The sequence below is a fragment of the Pilimelia terevasa genome, assembly GCF_014647915.1.
Taxonomy (GTDB): Bacteria; Actinomycetota; Actinomycetes; order Mycobacteriales; family Micromonosporaceae; genus Pilimelia; species Pilimelia terevasa.
Map to the genome: position 1 here is coordinate 1 of NZ_BMQC01000002.1, position 13,945 is coordinate 13,945.

13 protein-coding genes and 3 pseudogenes are annotated in these 13,945 nt (G+C 69.0%); 10 read left to right on the forward strand and 6 right to left on the reverse strand.

Going from position 1 to position 13,945, the window contains the following annotated elements:
• The first annotated feature begins 178 nt into the window (after positions 1 to 178).
• On the forward strand, positions 179 to 1,054 hold the full coding sequence (locus IEY75_RS02955) for an SDR family NAD(P)-dependent oxidoreductase (protein ID WP_189112628.1): 876 nt from the start codon (positions 179 to 181) through the stop codon (positions 1,052 to 1,054).
• A gap of 543 nt (positions 1,055 to 1,597) precedes the next feature.
• On the opposite strand, the gene IEY75_RS02960 is transcribed toward IEY75_RS02955, so the two are convergent.
• From IEY75_RS02960 to IEY75_RS21440, 3 genes and pseudogenes are all read right to left on the reverse strand, one after another.
• Entirely contained in the window at positions 1,598 to 2,134 is a 537-nt protein-coding gene (locus tag IEY75_RS02960) for a hypothetical protein (RefSeq protein WP_229789306.1), read from the reverse strand.
• A gap of 153 nt (positions 2,135 to 2,287) precedes the next feature.
• Positions 2,288 to 3,361 carry a hypothetical protein gene (locus IEY75_RS02965; RefSeq protein ID WP_229789307.1) on the reverse strand — a complete coding sequence of 358 codons (1,074 nt, stop codon included), beginning with the start codon at positions 3,359 to 3,361 and terminating at the stop codon, positions 2,288 to 2,290.
• A 55-nt stretch (positions 3,362 to 3,416) separates the two neighbouring features.
• A pseudogene (locus IEY75_RS21440) lies at positions 3,417 to 3,650 on the reverse strand (SMI1/KNR4 family protein); the annotation flags it as partial.
• 195 nt (positions 3,651 to 3,845) lie between these two features.
• Between IEY75_RS21440 and IEY75_RS02975 the strand changes: the two are divergent.
• On the forward strand, positions 3,846 to 4,397 hold the full coding sequence (locus tag IEY75_RS02975; protein WP_189113004.1) for a YdeI/OmpD-associated family protein: 552 nt from the start codon (positions 3,846 to 3,848) through the stop codon (positions 4,395 to 4,397).
• A 426-nt stretch (positions 4,398 to 4,823) separates the two neighbouring features.
• Here IEY75_RS02975 and IEY75_RS21540 read toward each other — a convergent pair.
• The 3 genes and pseudogenes from IEY75_RS21540 to IEY75_RS02990 all read right to left on the reverse strand — a co-directional run bounded on the left by IEY75_RS21540 (position 4,824) and on the right by IEY75_RS02990 (position 6,674).
• Positions 4,824 to 5,273: pseudogene (locus IEY75_RS21540) on the reverse strand (YunG family protein).
• A 424-nt stretch (positions 5,274 to 5,697) separates the two neighbouring features.
• Positions 5,698 to 6,336 (reverse strand): CPBP family intramembrane glutamic endopeptidase, encoded by a 639-nt coding sequence (locus IEY75_RS02985; RefSeq protein ID WP_189112632.1) that lies wholly within the window; start codon positions 6,334 to 6,336, stop codon positions 5,698 to 5,700.
• Positions 6,297 to 6,674 (reverse strand): hypothetical protein, encoded by a 378-nt coding sequence (locus tag IEY75_RS02990; protein ID WP_189112633.1) that lies wholly within the window; start codon positions 6,672 to 6,674, stop codon positions 6,297 to 6,299. Before IEY75_RS02990 ends, IEY75_RS02985 begins: the two co-directional genes overlap by 40 nt.
• Before the next feature lie 150 nt (positions 6,675 to 6,824).
• Between IEY75_RS02990 and IEY75_RS21445 the strand changes: the two are divergent.
• The 8 genes and pseudogenes from IEY75_RS21445 to IEY75_RS03030 all read left to right on the forward strand — a co-directional run.
• Positions 6,825 to 7,013, forward strand: a pseudogene (locus IEY75_RS21445) (helix-turn-helix domain-containing protein); the annotation flags it as partial.
• Positions 7,014 to 7,375: 362 nt separating this feature from the next.
• Positions 7,376 to 7,501, forward strand: coding sequence for a hypothetical protein (locus IEY75_RS21210; protein ID WP_268244324.1), 126 nt, complete (start codon positions 7,376 to 7,378; stop codon positions 7,499 to 7,501).
• Between the two features lie 677 nt (positions 7,502 to 8,178).
• The gene (locus tag IEY75_RS03005) at positions 8,179 to 8,865 is read left to right on the forward strand and encodes a nucleoside/nucleotide kinase family protein (RefSeq protein ID WP_189112634.1); all 687 of its coding nucleotides are present in this window, start codon (positions 8,179 to 8,181) and stop codon (positions 8,863 to 8,865) included.
• Between the two features lie 10 nt (positions 8,866 to 8,875).
• Positions 8,876 to 9,784, forward strand: a complete 909-nt coding sequence (locus tag IEY75_RS03010) for a glycosyltransferase family 2 protein (RefSeq protein WP_189112635.1) — start codon at positions 8,876 to 8,878, stop codon at positions 9,782 to 9,784.
• The gene (locus IEY75_RS03015) at positions 9,774 to 10,769 is read left to right on the forward strand and encodes an NAD-dependent epimerase/dehydratase family protein (protein ID WP_189112636.1); all 996 of its coding nucleotides are present in this window, start codon (positions 9,774 to 9,776) and stop codon (positions 10,767 to 10,769) included. Before IEY75_RS03010 ends, IEY75_RS03015 begins: the two co-directional genes overlap by 11 nt.
• A gap of 69 nt (positions 10,770 to 10,838) precedes the next feature.
• Entirely contained in the window at positions 10,839 to 11,996 is a 1,158-nt protein-coding gene (locus IEY75_RS03020) for a radical SAM protein (RefSeq protein WP_189112637.1), read from the forward strand.
• Between the two features lie 8 nt (positions 11,997 to 12,004).
• Positions 12,005 to 12,901 (forward strand): hypothetical protein, encoded by an 897-nt coding sequence (locus IEY75_RS03025; protein ID WP_189112638.1) that lies wholly within the window; start codon positions 12,005 to 12,007, stop codon positions 12,899 to 12,901.
• 39 nt (positions 12,902 to 12,940) lie between these two features.
• The gene (locus tag IEY75_RS03030; RefSeq protein ID WP_189112639.1) at positions 12,941 to 13,888 is read left to right on the forward strand and encodes an aKG-HExxH-type peptide beta-hydroxylase; all 948 of its coding nucleotides are present in this window, start codon (positions 12,941 to 12,943) and stop codon (positions 13,886 to 13,888) included.
• Positions 13,889 to 13,945: the final 57 nt, after the last annotated feature.

Consider the following 13,945-nt stretch of genomic DNA (forward strand, 5'->3'; position numbering starts at 1 on the left):
CTACCACCGGCGCCGACGACAACGGTCGCTGGCCCGGTTGACCCCTATCGAGTACGAGACCATCATGACTCCACCGGCCAGTCAGGCCGCCTGACTAGAACTGTCACCAGTTGGTGCAGCAGACCCTAATGCCCCATTAGTCGTTGGACAGTGGGATCGGCTCTCTGAGGATAGAAAAATGAGTTGTAGTTGGTTGATTACGGGCTGTTCGTCGGGCCTTGGTGCGGCGCTCGCCGACGCCGTCGCCGCCGCGGGTGACCGGGTGCTGGCGACCGCCCGTCGTCCCGAGAGCCTCACCCCGCTGACCGACCGGTACCCGCACCTGGTCCGGACCGCCGCCTGCGACGTCCGGGACACCGCCGCCTGCGAGGCCGCCGTGGCCGCCGCGATCGACGCGTTCGGTCGGATCGACGTCCTGGTCAACAACGCCGGCTACGGCGTCTTCGGCGCGGTCGAGGAGATCGACGACGAGGCGCTGGCCGCGCAGCTGGACACCAACCTCGGCGGCGCCTGGCGGATCACCCGGGCGGCGTTGCCGCACCTGCGCGCGGCCGGCTCCGGTCACATCCTGATGGTCTCCTCCACGGCCGCCGGTATCGCCTACCCGGGACTGGGCGCCTACAACGCGTCGAAGGCCGCGCTGGAGGGGCTGGCCGAGACCCTGGCCGGCGAGGTCGCCGCCTTCGGCATCGGCGTGACGATTCTCGAACCCGGCGGCTACGCCACTGGCTACGGCGCCTCCCTGGACAGCCGCCGCACGCCGGTCGAGGCCTACGCGCCGATCACGCAGGCCATGGAGGCCGGCATCGCGTCGTTGGCCGGCGGGGGCCCGGGGGTCGGGCAGCCGCAGGAGTTCGCCGCCGTGGTGCGGGAGCTGGTCGAGTCGGGGGCGCGGCCGATGCGGCTGCCGATCGGCGCGGGCGTCGCCACCGAACTGCTACAGGCGTGGGACCGCCGCCGCGAGGACATGCTCGACGCCGAACGCCCCCGCGCGGCCGCACCCACGACCGCCCCCGCCAAGCCCACGACCACCCCGGCCACGCCGAGGCGCTGACGCTCCACGCCGCCGAGGTTCTGCATCGCCCGGAGCCCTCTGACATCGGGATGAGGAACACGCGGGGCCCGAATGTAGGACCCTGGCGGCGGCCTTCTGCCGACAATCTCCTGAGGCACTCCCCGCGCGCCCGATCAGAATCGAGGCCGATCCCAGCTTCGACGCCCCCGCGTCCGTACCGGAACGTCAGCCCCTTCGACGCACCTCCACAGGCAGTGCTACCGCACCGGTAGGTGGCACCCGAGATGCCTGCCCCTCTTGGACACGGTTGAGGGATGCCATCGCCGTCACCCCCCGCCACGGGCTCGGGTACGCAAGTGCGGCCACGAGCAGGGTGATCCCGCCGCCTCGGCGGGCACGGGCGACGTTCGCCGCGACGTCGAGCGCGCCCGCGTCGGCTGGTACGTCTGCGAGTTCATGGGCCGCCGGGGCGGTGCCGGACTCGATCAGTGCCTCCAGAGGGCGGTACGCCGCAGGTGGCGCCGGCCTGACCTGCGCCGGTGCGTCCCGAACTGGTCGAGCGCTTCGCGCTTGGTGAGACCGTTAGCGGTATTCGGGCTGTTCGCCGGAGGGGTCGGCTCGGATGACATCCAGTGTTGTTTGGGCGTTGAGCGCGTCGATGGCTGCCGGAGACGCGCCGATCCCGGCCCAGTGTGGGTCGACGTCGCTGGCCAGGCACCAGCGCTGGTCGGCTGGCCATACGAGCGCTGGCGGGGCGATGGGCCCCCCACTGCCCAGTGCGGCTTCCCAACCGTCGATGTCACCGATGCAGCCGTGAAGGAGCCCGTACCGGCGGTGGGGCAGCTCCAACAACGCGCCGCTTCGTACATGAGTCGGTAGCGGGATGTCGGAGTACCCCTCCCAGACGCAGAAGTAGCAGTCCTGTGCAGAGGAGGTGAACCGTGCGAGCAGGTGCAGGGCGCGTCTGGTCTGCTCGATGTCGAGAAGATGATCGTCGCCAACTTCGACGTCGGCCTCCTGCTGGCCGGGTCGGATGGGGTCGGGGATGAACCGGAGGCGGGCGTACGCTTCGAACCCCGCGGGCCCGAACGTGATCAACTGCCCGGGCGGGGTGCCCACCCGGGAAAGCCAGTCGGCCGGGGTGAGGTCCCTACACCATGTAAGTGCCACGCCGCGTCCACCGCCTCTTCGAAGAACCCAACGATACTGGGGGTGGACACGCGCCGACGACGCCGCGCGGGGCATGGCCCCGCCGACCGCGTTTGGGGTGCTTCACCGACGGCGCGGGACGGACAGAAGTTCGCGGCCTCTCCCCTGGGTGATGACCGCCTGCAGGAGCGGCTCGGCGAGCAGGACCACGGGGGCGATGTGGTTGTCGCTGACCGGCCGCCACAGCCGCATGGCGTCCATCACCGCGCGCCACGCCACGTCGCATGCCTTCGTCGACGGCGCAGGCCCCCGCATAGGCGCTCGCTCTGGCGCGGGTGCCGGCGCCGGTTCGGATCCGGCCGCCGTCGCGGGTGCAGATGTGGGTGGGTGGTCGCGCGGCGCAGGCCAGGACATCACGGTCATGATGAGCTTGGCGTTGGTCGCGGTGGGTGCCGGGCTGGGGTCGGACCGGATGGCTGCCTGCTCGGCGACATCAGCGGCGAGTCCGGCGATGATGTCCTTGACGGCCTGGTCGAATTCGGGGACACCGAAGCGGAGAGTGACTGCTCCGGCAGCGCCTTGCCTGTCCAGAGCGTAGATGAGGTCCCGGGTTCGTGGGTGGCCGCGCAGGTGCCCGGCGACGTAGTCGTCACCATGATGCGCGTAGCCGGGGTCGGCGTAGACCAGCGGCACGATCTCGGCGAACACCGGATCGTCGAACAAGGCGGGGTCGACCGGCATCAGGTGGCTCAGCGGCAGCTTGTACCAGTTTGCCTGCATGATCCACAGCTGGAACCGCAGCAGCCGGGCCCGGTCGCGGCCGAACTCCTGAGCCGCGGCAAGGACAGTCTCGGCCTCGTCGAACTCGCCGTCCAGCGCCAGGACACGCGCCCGCTCGACCTCGGCGTCCCACGCGTCACGCGTCTCGCCGACCGGCTGGCGTAGGGCGTGGAAGCCGGCGTACAGGTCGCGCATCAGCGCCTCGAAGGAGTCGAAGCGCTCCGGCCCCATGCCGGACCAGGAGCTCAGCGAGTAGGCAGCCCATTCACCGTCGCTGCCGACATCGTCGGGGTCCAGCAGCAGGATCGAGGCGTCCCCGGCCAAGGACAGCCGCAGCGTCCGCGCCAACACCGCCGCCTCTTCCTCCTCCGGCGCCTCGGCCCAGTACGCGTCGTCGGTGTCGCGGAGCCAGGCCAACTCCGCGGTGGCCGGCGAGCCGGTAGACGAAGTTGCCGGCGTCCTTCCACCCGTCGGTGAGGGACAGAAACGCACGCAGCGAGGGCGGCAGCCGGCACCCCAACCGCCGCTCGGCCCGCTCCAGGTCAGCCTCGCTGGCCGGCCCGAAGCCGAGCCACCCGCCGCGCACCTCGTCGTCGAGCGGCCGGTCTTGCCCAGGGTCGTGAGCGACAACCCATTCAGCGCTCCACCGCTCCAGAAAGGTCCTGTCCATGATGGGCACGCTAGGCCAGCCGTGCGACATCCCCATCGCGCCACCGGGCACCCCTCAGGCACGGCTCGCCGCCCCACAGCCGGCAGGCACGTCCCGAGAAGGCGCCGAGAGGGCCGAGGACGAAGCACCTTCGTCCGGCCGACGACCCACCTCACCCGCCCGCATGAGCGGTCGCCTCGATCAACAACCGCGGTTCATCCTTACGACCACAACCCTGACTCGGCCGTGATCATGGTGCCCAAACTCACGACCAACGGTGCCGCATCTCGCGACCGAAGCCAGACGAAGATGGGCGGCGTGGTCACCACGCTGACCTGGCAGCAGGCGGTCGACGAGGCGCTGTGCTTCGGCTGGATCGATGGGCAGGCCCGGAAACGGGATCAGGGGAGCTCGTGGATCCGGTTCACCCCTCGTAGGCACCGCAGCGCCTGGTCACAACGCAACGTCGCCAATGTGGCCCGGCTGGAAGCACAAGGGCGAATGCTGCCGCCGGGCCGTGCCGCGGTAGATGCCGCGAAGGCGGACGGGCGGTGGGCGGCGGCCTACGCCCCGTCGTCGGAAGCCGAGCCACCGGCTGACCTTCACGCCGCCATCGCCGCTGTCCCGGCCGCCCAAGCCATGTTCGACGTACTCACCAAGACCAACCGGTTCGCGCTCATCTACCGTGTCAATGCCGTGAAACGGGCGCAGACCCGCGAACGGAAGATCGGCGAGTTCGTCGCTATGCTGGCTCGCCACGAGGCGATCTTCCCGCAGAAGGCCAAGCCTCCGAACTCACCGTAATCGGCGCTTTTCCCTATGCGCTGCACTGACATGCGCACAGATCATGCCGCACTACGAGCTGATCTGTAGCCACTCGATCGGTTCGTTGGCCACCTGCTCCACCCGAGCCGCCATCGTGACAACGTGTTGCCACGCGACATCCCCTGGCATCGGGCCGGCAAACGTGATCACCAAGCCAACGTCCTCGGCGGAAAACCCGATACGGGTCTCCCCGCAACGCGCTGAAAGTCGCCGTAACCTCAGGGTCGTGAACGCAGCTGCAGTAGGCGGGGATGATGACGTTTGGGACCTGGTCGGCAGGCACCGAGGGCCAGGCGTGGGTGTCGCGCGTCCGGAAGATGTACTCGATCACGTGACCCATCCTGCTCGCGGTGACACCTCGCCTCGGCGCGCGGAGCGGACGCTCAGTAGCCGCGTACGGGGCGCTCACTCGCCCTTTGGTGAGCGTGACGGGGCAGGTTGAGTTCGCTCAGGGTCGGCAGCCGGCCACCCTTCCAGTCGGGCTGAGACACGCTCGCGCAGGAGGAGGTACTCGGCGTGGCGGCGTTTGGTCGGGCCGGTGGGGCGCAGAACTGATCGGATAGCGCTGATTGTCTGGCCTCTACGAAACTGCTCACGTGTCAGGTCGATCTCGACGCCGCTGGGCAGGCGGTTCTACCAGTGGAAGCCATGCTGCTGACCGTTGGCGTGTACTTCGCCGACCATGAGGTCACCGCCGAGAATGTCATGTAGGACTAGGGCTGTGACGTCGCAGTGCCCCCAGGCTGGATTGTCGGCCTGCCAGCCGCTCCGTTCTAGATCATCAGGTGAGCAGGTGTCAGCTGACCAACTGGCGCGCAAGGCGTCCTGAATATCGCTCAAGGTCCATGTAGGCATCACCAGAGCGTAGAAGGCGCCCCTGACATCCGCTTCTGCCGCTGATCGTCTCCGTAGATGGGGGCGAGGGGCACGTGGGGTGTGTCGGGAAGGGCCACCGTGATCGACTGGCCCGGCACGACCTCGCCGCCGCGTTCGACGACCGCCATCACTCCGGCCTTGCGAAGGGTCTACCGGTCCGGTCCGGTTCGCGGAGCCAGATCCTGATCGAGGCGATGGTGACGGGTGGCGTGTTCGGTGGATGCCTCCCGCGTGATCATTCGGACGCGGTCTGCCCGCATCTCGTCACGTTCTGGAATGGTGTGTGGAATACGCGGCGCGTATCGGGTCCGCAGGCGCTGCCGTTGTCGCCGCCGGGCGCGGCCCTCGAGTGCTGCTTTTCGGCCCGACGGCGCGCGGAGCGCGCCGCCGTACAGCGAGCCGTTCATGGCGATGGCGCCTGTGCGGGCGATGCGAGCTTGTCGTGGTCGGCGCGGCGGACGACACCGGCGGCGGCCAGGCCCGCTATCGCCACCAGCAAAATCAACCATCCCTGCCAGCCGCTGAGCCCAGTGAACCAAGCATTGATCGACGGCTTCGCGTCCCGGTCGGCGGTCACCATCTGGACGAATCCGATCACCACGGTGTTGTTCACGGCGTGGCCCACCACAGCCGGCCAGATCGATCCGCCGGCCAGCCGCAACAAGCCGAGCAGGACGCCGAACAGCGCGCAGAAGATCGTGAACGGGATGATGGACTCCCGGGCGTCGGCCCCCATCGACAGCCCTGGTCCGAGGTAGAACGGTAGATGCCACAGTCCGCAGATCAGTCCGATCGTGATCAACGCCGGCCAGATACCGAAGCGGTCCCGCAGGCGGTTGAGCAAGTAACCGCGCCACCCCCACTCCTCGCAGAACATGACCGGCAGGATCAGCAGCAGCTGCACCAGGTTGACCCCCAGCGCCCGCAGCGCGACCCCCCAGGGAAACCCAGCCTGCCCCACGGACTCCGGAGCATAGCCCTCCCGCAGCGAAGAGAAGCCGGTCAGGTCAGCCCGGTAGATGCCGGTGACGGCATTGAGCACCACGGTAGGGCCGCCGCCGCGACAAAAACGCCCGCTGCCAGCAAGCACCAGCGCAGCAGGCGACCGAACGGCCGCACCGGCACCATCGCGGTAGCCCGAGGGATGCTCCAGGGCCGCCGAACCCACCGGACCGCAACCAACGTCGCCACCGCCACAGCCAGCGGCGCCGCAACGAACAGGACACGGACACCGGTGACCTGCTCCACCACCCACACCAGCCAAGGCAACGCGAACGCGACGGCGAGGAAGACGCCGACATCGCGGTAGGAGTCACCGGCACCTGGCCGGGTCGGGCCATACGGCGCGCCGATCGCAGCGCGCGGCGGGGATGAAGGCATGCCGACCAGTCTCACCCATCACCGCCAACGCCGGACCCACCCACGGTCGGCTGCCCGGGCGTCGCCCGGCTGCCTGGGCTTGACCCGTTTCGAGGACGCTTCTACCCCGACGGGCGCGTCGTGCGCTATCGGGAGCCGATACTGGCCGGCGTGACGAAGCCACGCACCTCCAACACCGTCGGAGGTAAGGTCGACCTGGACCGGGTCGAGAAGGTCATCCATCGCCGATACTTGAGCCTGCTGGAGCGCGAGCAGCTGTCTGACCTGCGTCGCTCCGGGATGTCGATCCGGATGATCGCCGCCCAGCTGCGGCGATCTCCGTCAACCGTCAGCCGTGAGCTGCGCCGCAACACGACTACCGCACGCGGCTACCTGCCCCATACGGCGCATCGGACGTCGGTCCAACGACGCCTACGACCCAGGAAGCCGAAACTCCTGACACACCCTGAGCTGCGAACATACGTACAGCATCGGCTGGGCAAGAAATGGTCGCCGCAGCAAGTCAGCTTCGACCAGCCGAAACGGTTCACCACCGAGACGGCCTACGCCATCGCCAGCCTGCTCACCCCACCAGGCCAAGCCGGCGCGGCTGGCTGCCTGGATCTGCGGTCAATGGCACATCGAAAACAAGATCCACTGGGTGCGTGGCGTAACCTACAACGAGGACCGATCCAAATCCGCACCGGAACCGGCCCCAAGTCATGGCAGCCCGGCGCAACGCCGCCATCGGCGCTCTACGCGCCGCCGGCACCACCAACATCACCGCCGCCAACCGCTACCACGCCCGCGACAGCACCCGGCCGCTGGCCCTACTCGGCATCATCTAACGACTTTGCCGGGACCTGGATCGGCGGCCGCCCGGCCTGTCGGCTCAGGTCGCCGAACTCCACGGCGGCGAGTTCACGATGGTCGAGGCGCCCGACGGCGGGCGCTGGCCACCCTGCGGCCGCCCGGCGCCGCAGCGCGCCCCACCCGGGCCTGACCGGACGGCCGGACACAGTCTCGGGCTTCGCTGACGCCGACGAGGGCCGTGCGTGCCCGAGCGCGGGCGACCTGCACCCCGGCACCCGGAATATCCGCCGAGGTCGCACGACGAAGCGCCAGCTCGCCACCCCCGGCGCACGCGTTCCCCATATCGGTACACCTGATGACCAGGGCGACACCGATAGTTGGCTCCCGGCGCGACCGGGTCGCCGGCAGAGGCTTCGTCGCCGCGATTCTGTCCCCAGGCCATTCCGGGTCGCGGCTCGGAGATCCTTGCGGAATTGCGCATGAGTTTTATGTAGGCGGCGGCCTGCCGCCTACACGCCAGCTGGGCAACCGATGCAGAATCGGCGTCGTACGCCGGTGGCTGCCCGGTACGGGCGCCTCGACGACTCGGGTCAGCTGATTCTGCTGTTCGCTTTTGCGCAACCGCTGTGGCACATCGGAGTCGCCTGCGCCAGGATCGATTCGCGTCCACAGTGATGCAGATTCCCGCCAACCTACGAAGGAGGCCAGGCCGATGCGCGGCGCGCCCCATCATCGCCATCTCGCCCTCGAAGGGGTCGACGGCGCAGGTAAATCGACTCTGGGCAGGCTTATCGCCACGCACGTCCGTGCCCAGGGCATCCCGCTGTCACGCATCGGGCAGCATTCATGGCTCTCTCCGGACGCGACCAGAGTAATTGTGGACCTCCGGGAGGGACGGGCCTGCGAATATTCGGTCGAAACAATCGTCGACGCGTATGTCAGAGATAAGCAGCTGTTGTCGCGGTCCATCGGGAACCTGCTGGAAACGCGGAACGTGCTCTCGGACCGATACATCGTCAGCGACGCCGTGTATATGGACGCACTCTACGGCATTCCCTACCGCGACACTCTCGACCGCCACCGGGCCGCGGGTACGCGGTTCCCGGGTCTGCTCATCTACCTCGATGTCCCGGCCAGCGTGGCGTCGGCGCGCGTCCTCAAGCGCGGCAAGTCCATGCGCCATTACGAGAACACCTACACCCTGGCCGCCGTGCAACGCGTCTACCAGCGCCTGCTCTTCGAGGACCCGCCGCCCTACCTGCCGCCGGTCGTCGTCTTCGGCAACGAGGACGGTGCGCATGACGACGGGCGGGCCCAGCCGGTACTGGCCGCCGTGGACGCGTACCTCGCCGACGCCCCGATCCCGGGCACGGGCCTTCGCGATATGACGCGGGTGTGAGGTGAGCGCCGTGGACGCCGCCATCGTCATTCCGTGCCGCAATGCCACGGCCGTGATCGGCCGGCAGTTGCGGGCCCTGTCCCGGCAGGTGACCGACAGGTCGTGGACCGTCGTTGTCGTCGACGACGGCTCCCACGACGACCTCGCCGCGGTCGTCGACGCCCACCGGCACGTGTTGCCGCAGATTCTGTACCTCAGGCGAGACCGCGGTGGCGGAACGGGCTCGGCCCGCAACGTCGGGGCCCGCGCCACGGACACCACGGCCCTGTTGTTCCTGGATGCCGACGACGAAGTGGCCGAGGACTACGTGGACGCCATGCTGCGCGCACTCGACGCGTCGCCGCTGGTGTGTGCCCGCATCGACTACACGCGGCTCAACAGTCAGCGCGTGCTCGGCCGGCTGCCGAATGGGCACGCCGGGCGGACGCCCGCGGAGAGCGACTTCCTGCCGTTCATCCCGGGCGGCCTCATGGGCATGTCCCGCGCCCTGTTCGACGAGCTGGGCGGCATGAGTGAGGAGCTGCCAGCTCTCGCGGACGTCGACATGTCGTGGCGGGCCCAGCTCGCCGGGCATGCGGTGGCCCTGGCGGAGACCACGGTGGCCGTCGAGATGCGCTCGACCGCTCTCGGACAGCTTCGTCGGGGCCGCTTCCAGGGGCGCGATGTCGTCGAGCTGTACGACCGCTTCGCCGATTCAGGCGCTCCCCGGCACGCGGTGCTGTCACACGTGGCTGGCTGGCTCCGACTGGTTGCCCGGCTGCCGGCCGCGGCACTGCCGGGATGTCGGACCAAGGTGTCGTGGGAACTCGGTTGGCTGGTCGGCGTCGCTGCGGGCCTGTCGGCACGTCGACGGACGGTGACCGGGGCTCGCGGCAAAGCGTGGGCGTCGTGTGAAGGGGTGGACGGTCGTGCTGGATGATCCGACCCGGTCGGCCGCGCCGATTCTCGTCGCTGGTGGCTGCGGCTTCATCGGCAGCGTGGTGACCCGCTCGCTGTCGCATCTCGGGCGAACCGTGCGGGTACTCGACGACCTGTCCACAGGCAGTGCGCACTCGGTGGCCGGATTACCGAACGTGCGCCTGATCCGGGGCAGCGTACTGGACCGCACCGCGGTGGCCGCGGCGGCCGACGGTGTCGGCGCGGTGCTCAACTTCGCCGGGGTTGTCGGTATGCGACTGGCAGCGTCCCAGGCGGCCCATGCTTACGCGGTCGCTACGACCGGTACCGCCAATCTGCTCGCCGCTGGCGGCGATGCGCCGGTTGCGCTGTGCTCAAGCTCGGCGGTCTACGGCCTCTCCGATGGCAGCGTCTCTCTGCACGAGCGGCTGGTGATCCCGCGGTCGGTGCCGCGCGCCTACGACGGCTCCGATGACGGCTACGCCACCGGCAAATGGGAGATGGAGCAACTCGGCCTGCGGGCCAGCGACGATCGCCCGGTCCTGATCGTGCGCCCGTTCAACGTTGTCGGCCCGGGCCAGACTGCCCGCTACGGGATGGTGGTGCCCTCCTTCGTCCGGCACGCGCTCGCCGGCGAAGCGCTGCCGGTTTTCGGCGACGGCACGCAGCGTCGGTGCTTCAGCGAGGTGAACGAGTTCGTCCACCTGTTCCTCCGCCTGCTCCGTAACCCGGCGGCCTGGTCGCCCGGCATGAACATCATCAATGTGGGCTCTACAACGGAGACCAGCATCAACCAGTTGGCGGCGGCCACCCTCGCGGCCACGGGAAGCGTGGCCGGGGTCGTCTACCAACCGTATGGGCAGATCTTCCCGGGCCGACGCGACGTCATGGCGCGCCTGCCCGTCGTCGACCGCATGTGCGAACTGGCTGGACGGCCCGACTGGCCCGGACTCGGCAGCGTCATCGACCAACTGATCGGAAAGAGGGCGGGCCGTGCCGTCGCCTAGCCGCATCTGCGACACGGTGCCCGGCCGCAGTTGCGGACCGACTGCCGTGCCGAACTCCCGGAGGACCGCATGAAGCTCACGCTGCCCAGCGCCGACGACGGCATCCTGGTGATGCTCAAACTGCCCGGTGAGCGATGCAACATCAACTGTCACTACTGCTACGAGCGGCGCAAGCCGTACGACAATCCGGTCTCGTTGGAGCCTGAGGTGCTGCAACGGTTCCTTGACCGATGTGGCACCCGCCCCCTGTCGGTGATGCTGCACGGCGGCGAGCCGTTGCTCGTAGGAAGGCAGCGGATGGCCCGCCTGCTGGAGGTCCTGCGCGCCTATCCGGGTCCCGTAACCCTGTCTATGCAGACAAATGGAATCATGCTGGACGACCGGTGGCTTGACTTTTTCGATCACGAGTGGCCGGATATTGAGATAGGCATCAGTATCGACGGCGACAGCGCGGGCAGTGCGCACCGTGTCGACTTCGCCGACCGACCGACGTACCCACTGGTGGTGCGGGCGTTGGAGCGACTGGGCCGGCGGGGGCGGAACGTCGGGGTCATCGTCGTCGTCACCCGCCTGCTTCTCGGGCGTGCGTCCGAGGTCCTCGACTCGTTGACTGCCCACCCGTGCGTGCGTGTGGTCAAGCTCTCCAGTTGCCTGGACTTCAACGTCGTCAGCAAGGACTACAACACGCCAAACCGCAGGTCGCTGCAGATTCTCAACCCCACCGGCGAGGGGATGCCCGGTTGGGCGACAACCCCGGCCGAGTACGCCGCGTTTCTCGCGGAGGCGTTCGACCACTGGGTCGCGAGCAGGTTGTTCGACCGGGTGCTCATCGAGCCGTTCTTCAGCATCATCCGTTCCGTCTCGGGGCAACCGAACGCCTACACCGGCTACAGCGAACGCAAGGAGCCGTTCATCCTGACGCTCTACCCCGACGGGCGGATCGGCTCCTCGGACGAGCTGTCGATGCCAGGTGCGCTGCTGGGGACGGTGGACGGCACGGCCAGCATCGACGACCTGCTCAGTCTCCGATCCAATGAGGCCCTCCACCGGGATCTGTCGGGTCTGCTGCGGCAGTGCGCGGGCTGCTCACACGAGAGCACGTGCCGGGGCGGTGCACTGCCGGACCGGCTCCGCTTCGCCGGCTCCGGATTCGAGGAGTCGTACTGCGACTCCCGCAAAGCAACTGTCGACCATGTTTCCGCGGCAATGTCCGCGGTACCGGCTTAGGGGACACCGTGGGGCTGCTACCGGTTATCGACTTCGACGTCAGCGACAACGAGACGTGGGCGGACTTCCTCGACGGGCGCGCCATCTACTTCCACCGGCTGTGGATCGAGCCGGCCAACACGGAGCGCGTCAATCAAATCACCCGCAGGAATGAGCGGTACGTCGCCCCGGTGCCGCGCAGTATTGCGGCCCTGGGCGGCAGCGCAGCGGCGGTCGCTGCCGCGGTCAGCGCGCAGCCGGCCCTCGCTCGGCGCAGCGGTGAGGCAGGCGAGCCGCCCGTGGTGTGCAACCTGCGCGATGGCGCGCTCGCGGTGGCGGGGACACCGGAGCACGGCGCGGTGTCCGCCGCGCTGGCCGTACTGGCGGGCGCGCACATGCGCTTCCTCGTGGACCTGGCCGCCGGTGTCGTGGTCCAGGCGGCGCAGCCGACCGACCCCACCCCCGACGTGCTGTACGTAGCGGACCTCGCCGGAGACCCCGGGGCAATCGCCCACCGCCTCCTCGACGCCGCCGCCGAGTGCTGGGTGTCGCAGTGGCTGTGGGCGGAGCGCAACGCGGGAATCCGGGACGAGCCGTTGGCCCCGCCGCAGCACCGTTGGCTGGTGTCGATGTTGGCGGAGTCGTTCAACCACCGGCTGCGGGATCTGCGGTCGGGAGCTGCCGCGCCGGCTGGACTGGAGCCAGTGGGACGCATCGCACGCGGAAGCCAGCTTGCGGCTGGACTGGACGAGGTTGCCGGTCTGACCCCTGTGGCGGAGCTGGTCGCGTTCATGTACCCGCACTGGAATCGCCGACAGTTCGCCACCAAGTCACCCTTCGACTACATGCGAACTCTCGCGCCGCTGACCCAGGACGAGATCCGCGAGCACCGCCGCCGTTGGTCGGACCCCGCCGCGGTCCGCTGAGCCGTCCGACGATCCGCCAGCCCGGAGGAGGAACCCACGATGACCTCAGCAATGCCCACGCTCGCCGTCGAGGAGGAGCTGACCGCCCGGATGCTCGCCCAGCGGCCGGCCCGTGCGTCACGGATGCTGCAGGCGCTACATGCGCTGGCCCCGGAAGCCGGCCTCCACGCGGACACCGGGGCCATTGACACCTTTGACTACGCCGTGCTGCATCACTGCTTCGAGCGGGCTCGGCTCGGCGCGGCCGGTCGCAGCGAGAGCGGATGCCGCGATGCTCTGACGATGTGGCAGCGGCGCGCGACGCTGCGGGCTGCGGCGGTCAGCACCGCGGTCGGTGCCGTCCTGGTCGTGGACAGTCGCCGGTGCGTGGCCGTCAACGACAGCCGGCTGGCCAGTACCCTGCATCTGCTGCCGGCCGACCCGCCGTACCCGGGCGAGCTGGCGACCGGCCTGGTCGAGGCCGTGGACGCCGGCCTGGCCGTCGGCATGGAGGTGCTGCGCACCTCCACCGCCGCGGTCATCTGGACGGACCGGTGCGGTCTTGCGGACCATTCCGTCAGCTACACGCTGGACTTCCTCCCGGCCACCGTCGTGACGAGCTGGGCCACACACCCACTGCGCCTGGCTGAGACGCTGGTGCACGAGGCGACCCATTCATGGCTCAACGAGTGCCTGGCAGCCGACGAGGTCGCGGTGGGCGACGGCCCGTGGCTCTACTCGCCCTGGCGAGGTGAACAACGGCCCGTCTATGGCATCATCCACGCTGCGTTGGCGTTCGCCAAGGTGATCGAGTACCTGACCCAGGTGCAGCAGCGCATCGGCCAGGGCGGCGTCGACGGCGAGATGGTCGCTGCGCGGCTGCTTCAGGAGCGGGCATCGATGGCCGAAGGCCGGGAGTCCATCCGTCAGGCCCTGGACTACATGGCCGGTACCCGAATCGGACGCTATGTCGAGGCGGCTGTCGAACACTGCGCGCCACCAGCGTGAAAGGCGGGGATCCGGGCCCGCCATACCAGCCGCGCAGTGCCGGTCAGCTCGACACGG

Coding starts and splice junctions, on each gene's coding strand:
- IEY75_RS02955 (WP_189112628.1), top strand. CDS start 179: ATGAGTTGTAGTTGGTTGATTACGGGCTGTTCGTCGGGCCTTGGTGCG.
- IEY75_RS02975 (WP_189113004.1), top strand. CDS start 3,846: ATGGTGCCCAAACTCACGACCAACGGTGCCGCATCTCGCGACCGAAGC.
- IEY75_RS02990 (WP_189112633.1), bottom strand. CDS start 6,674: ATGCCTTCATCCCCGCCGCGCGCTGCGATCGGCGCGCCGTATGGCCCG.
- IEY75_RS21210 (WP_268244324.1), top strand. CDS start 7,376: ATGGCAGCCCGGCGCAACGCCGCCATCGGCGCTCTACGCGCCGCCGGC.
- IEY75_RS03005 (WP_189112634.1), top strand. CDS start 8,179: ATGCGCGGCGCGCCCCATCATCGCCATCTCGCCCTCGAAGGGGTCGAC.
- IEY75_RS03020 (WP_189112637.1), top strand. CDS start 10,839: ATGAAGCTCACGCTGCCCAGCGCCGACGACGGCATCCTGGTGATGCTC.
- IEY75_RS03030 (WP_189112639.1), top strand. CDS start 12,941: ATGACCTCAGCAATGCCCACGCTCGCCGTCGAGGAGGAGCTGACCGCC.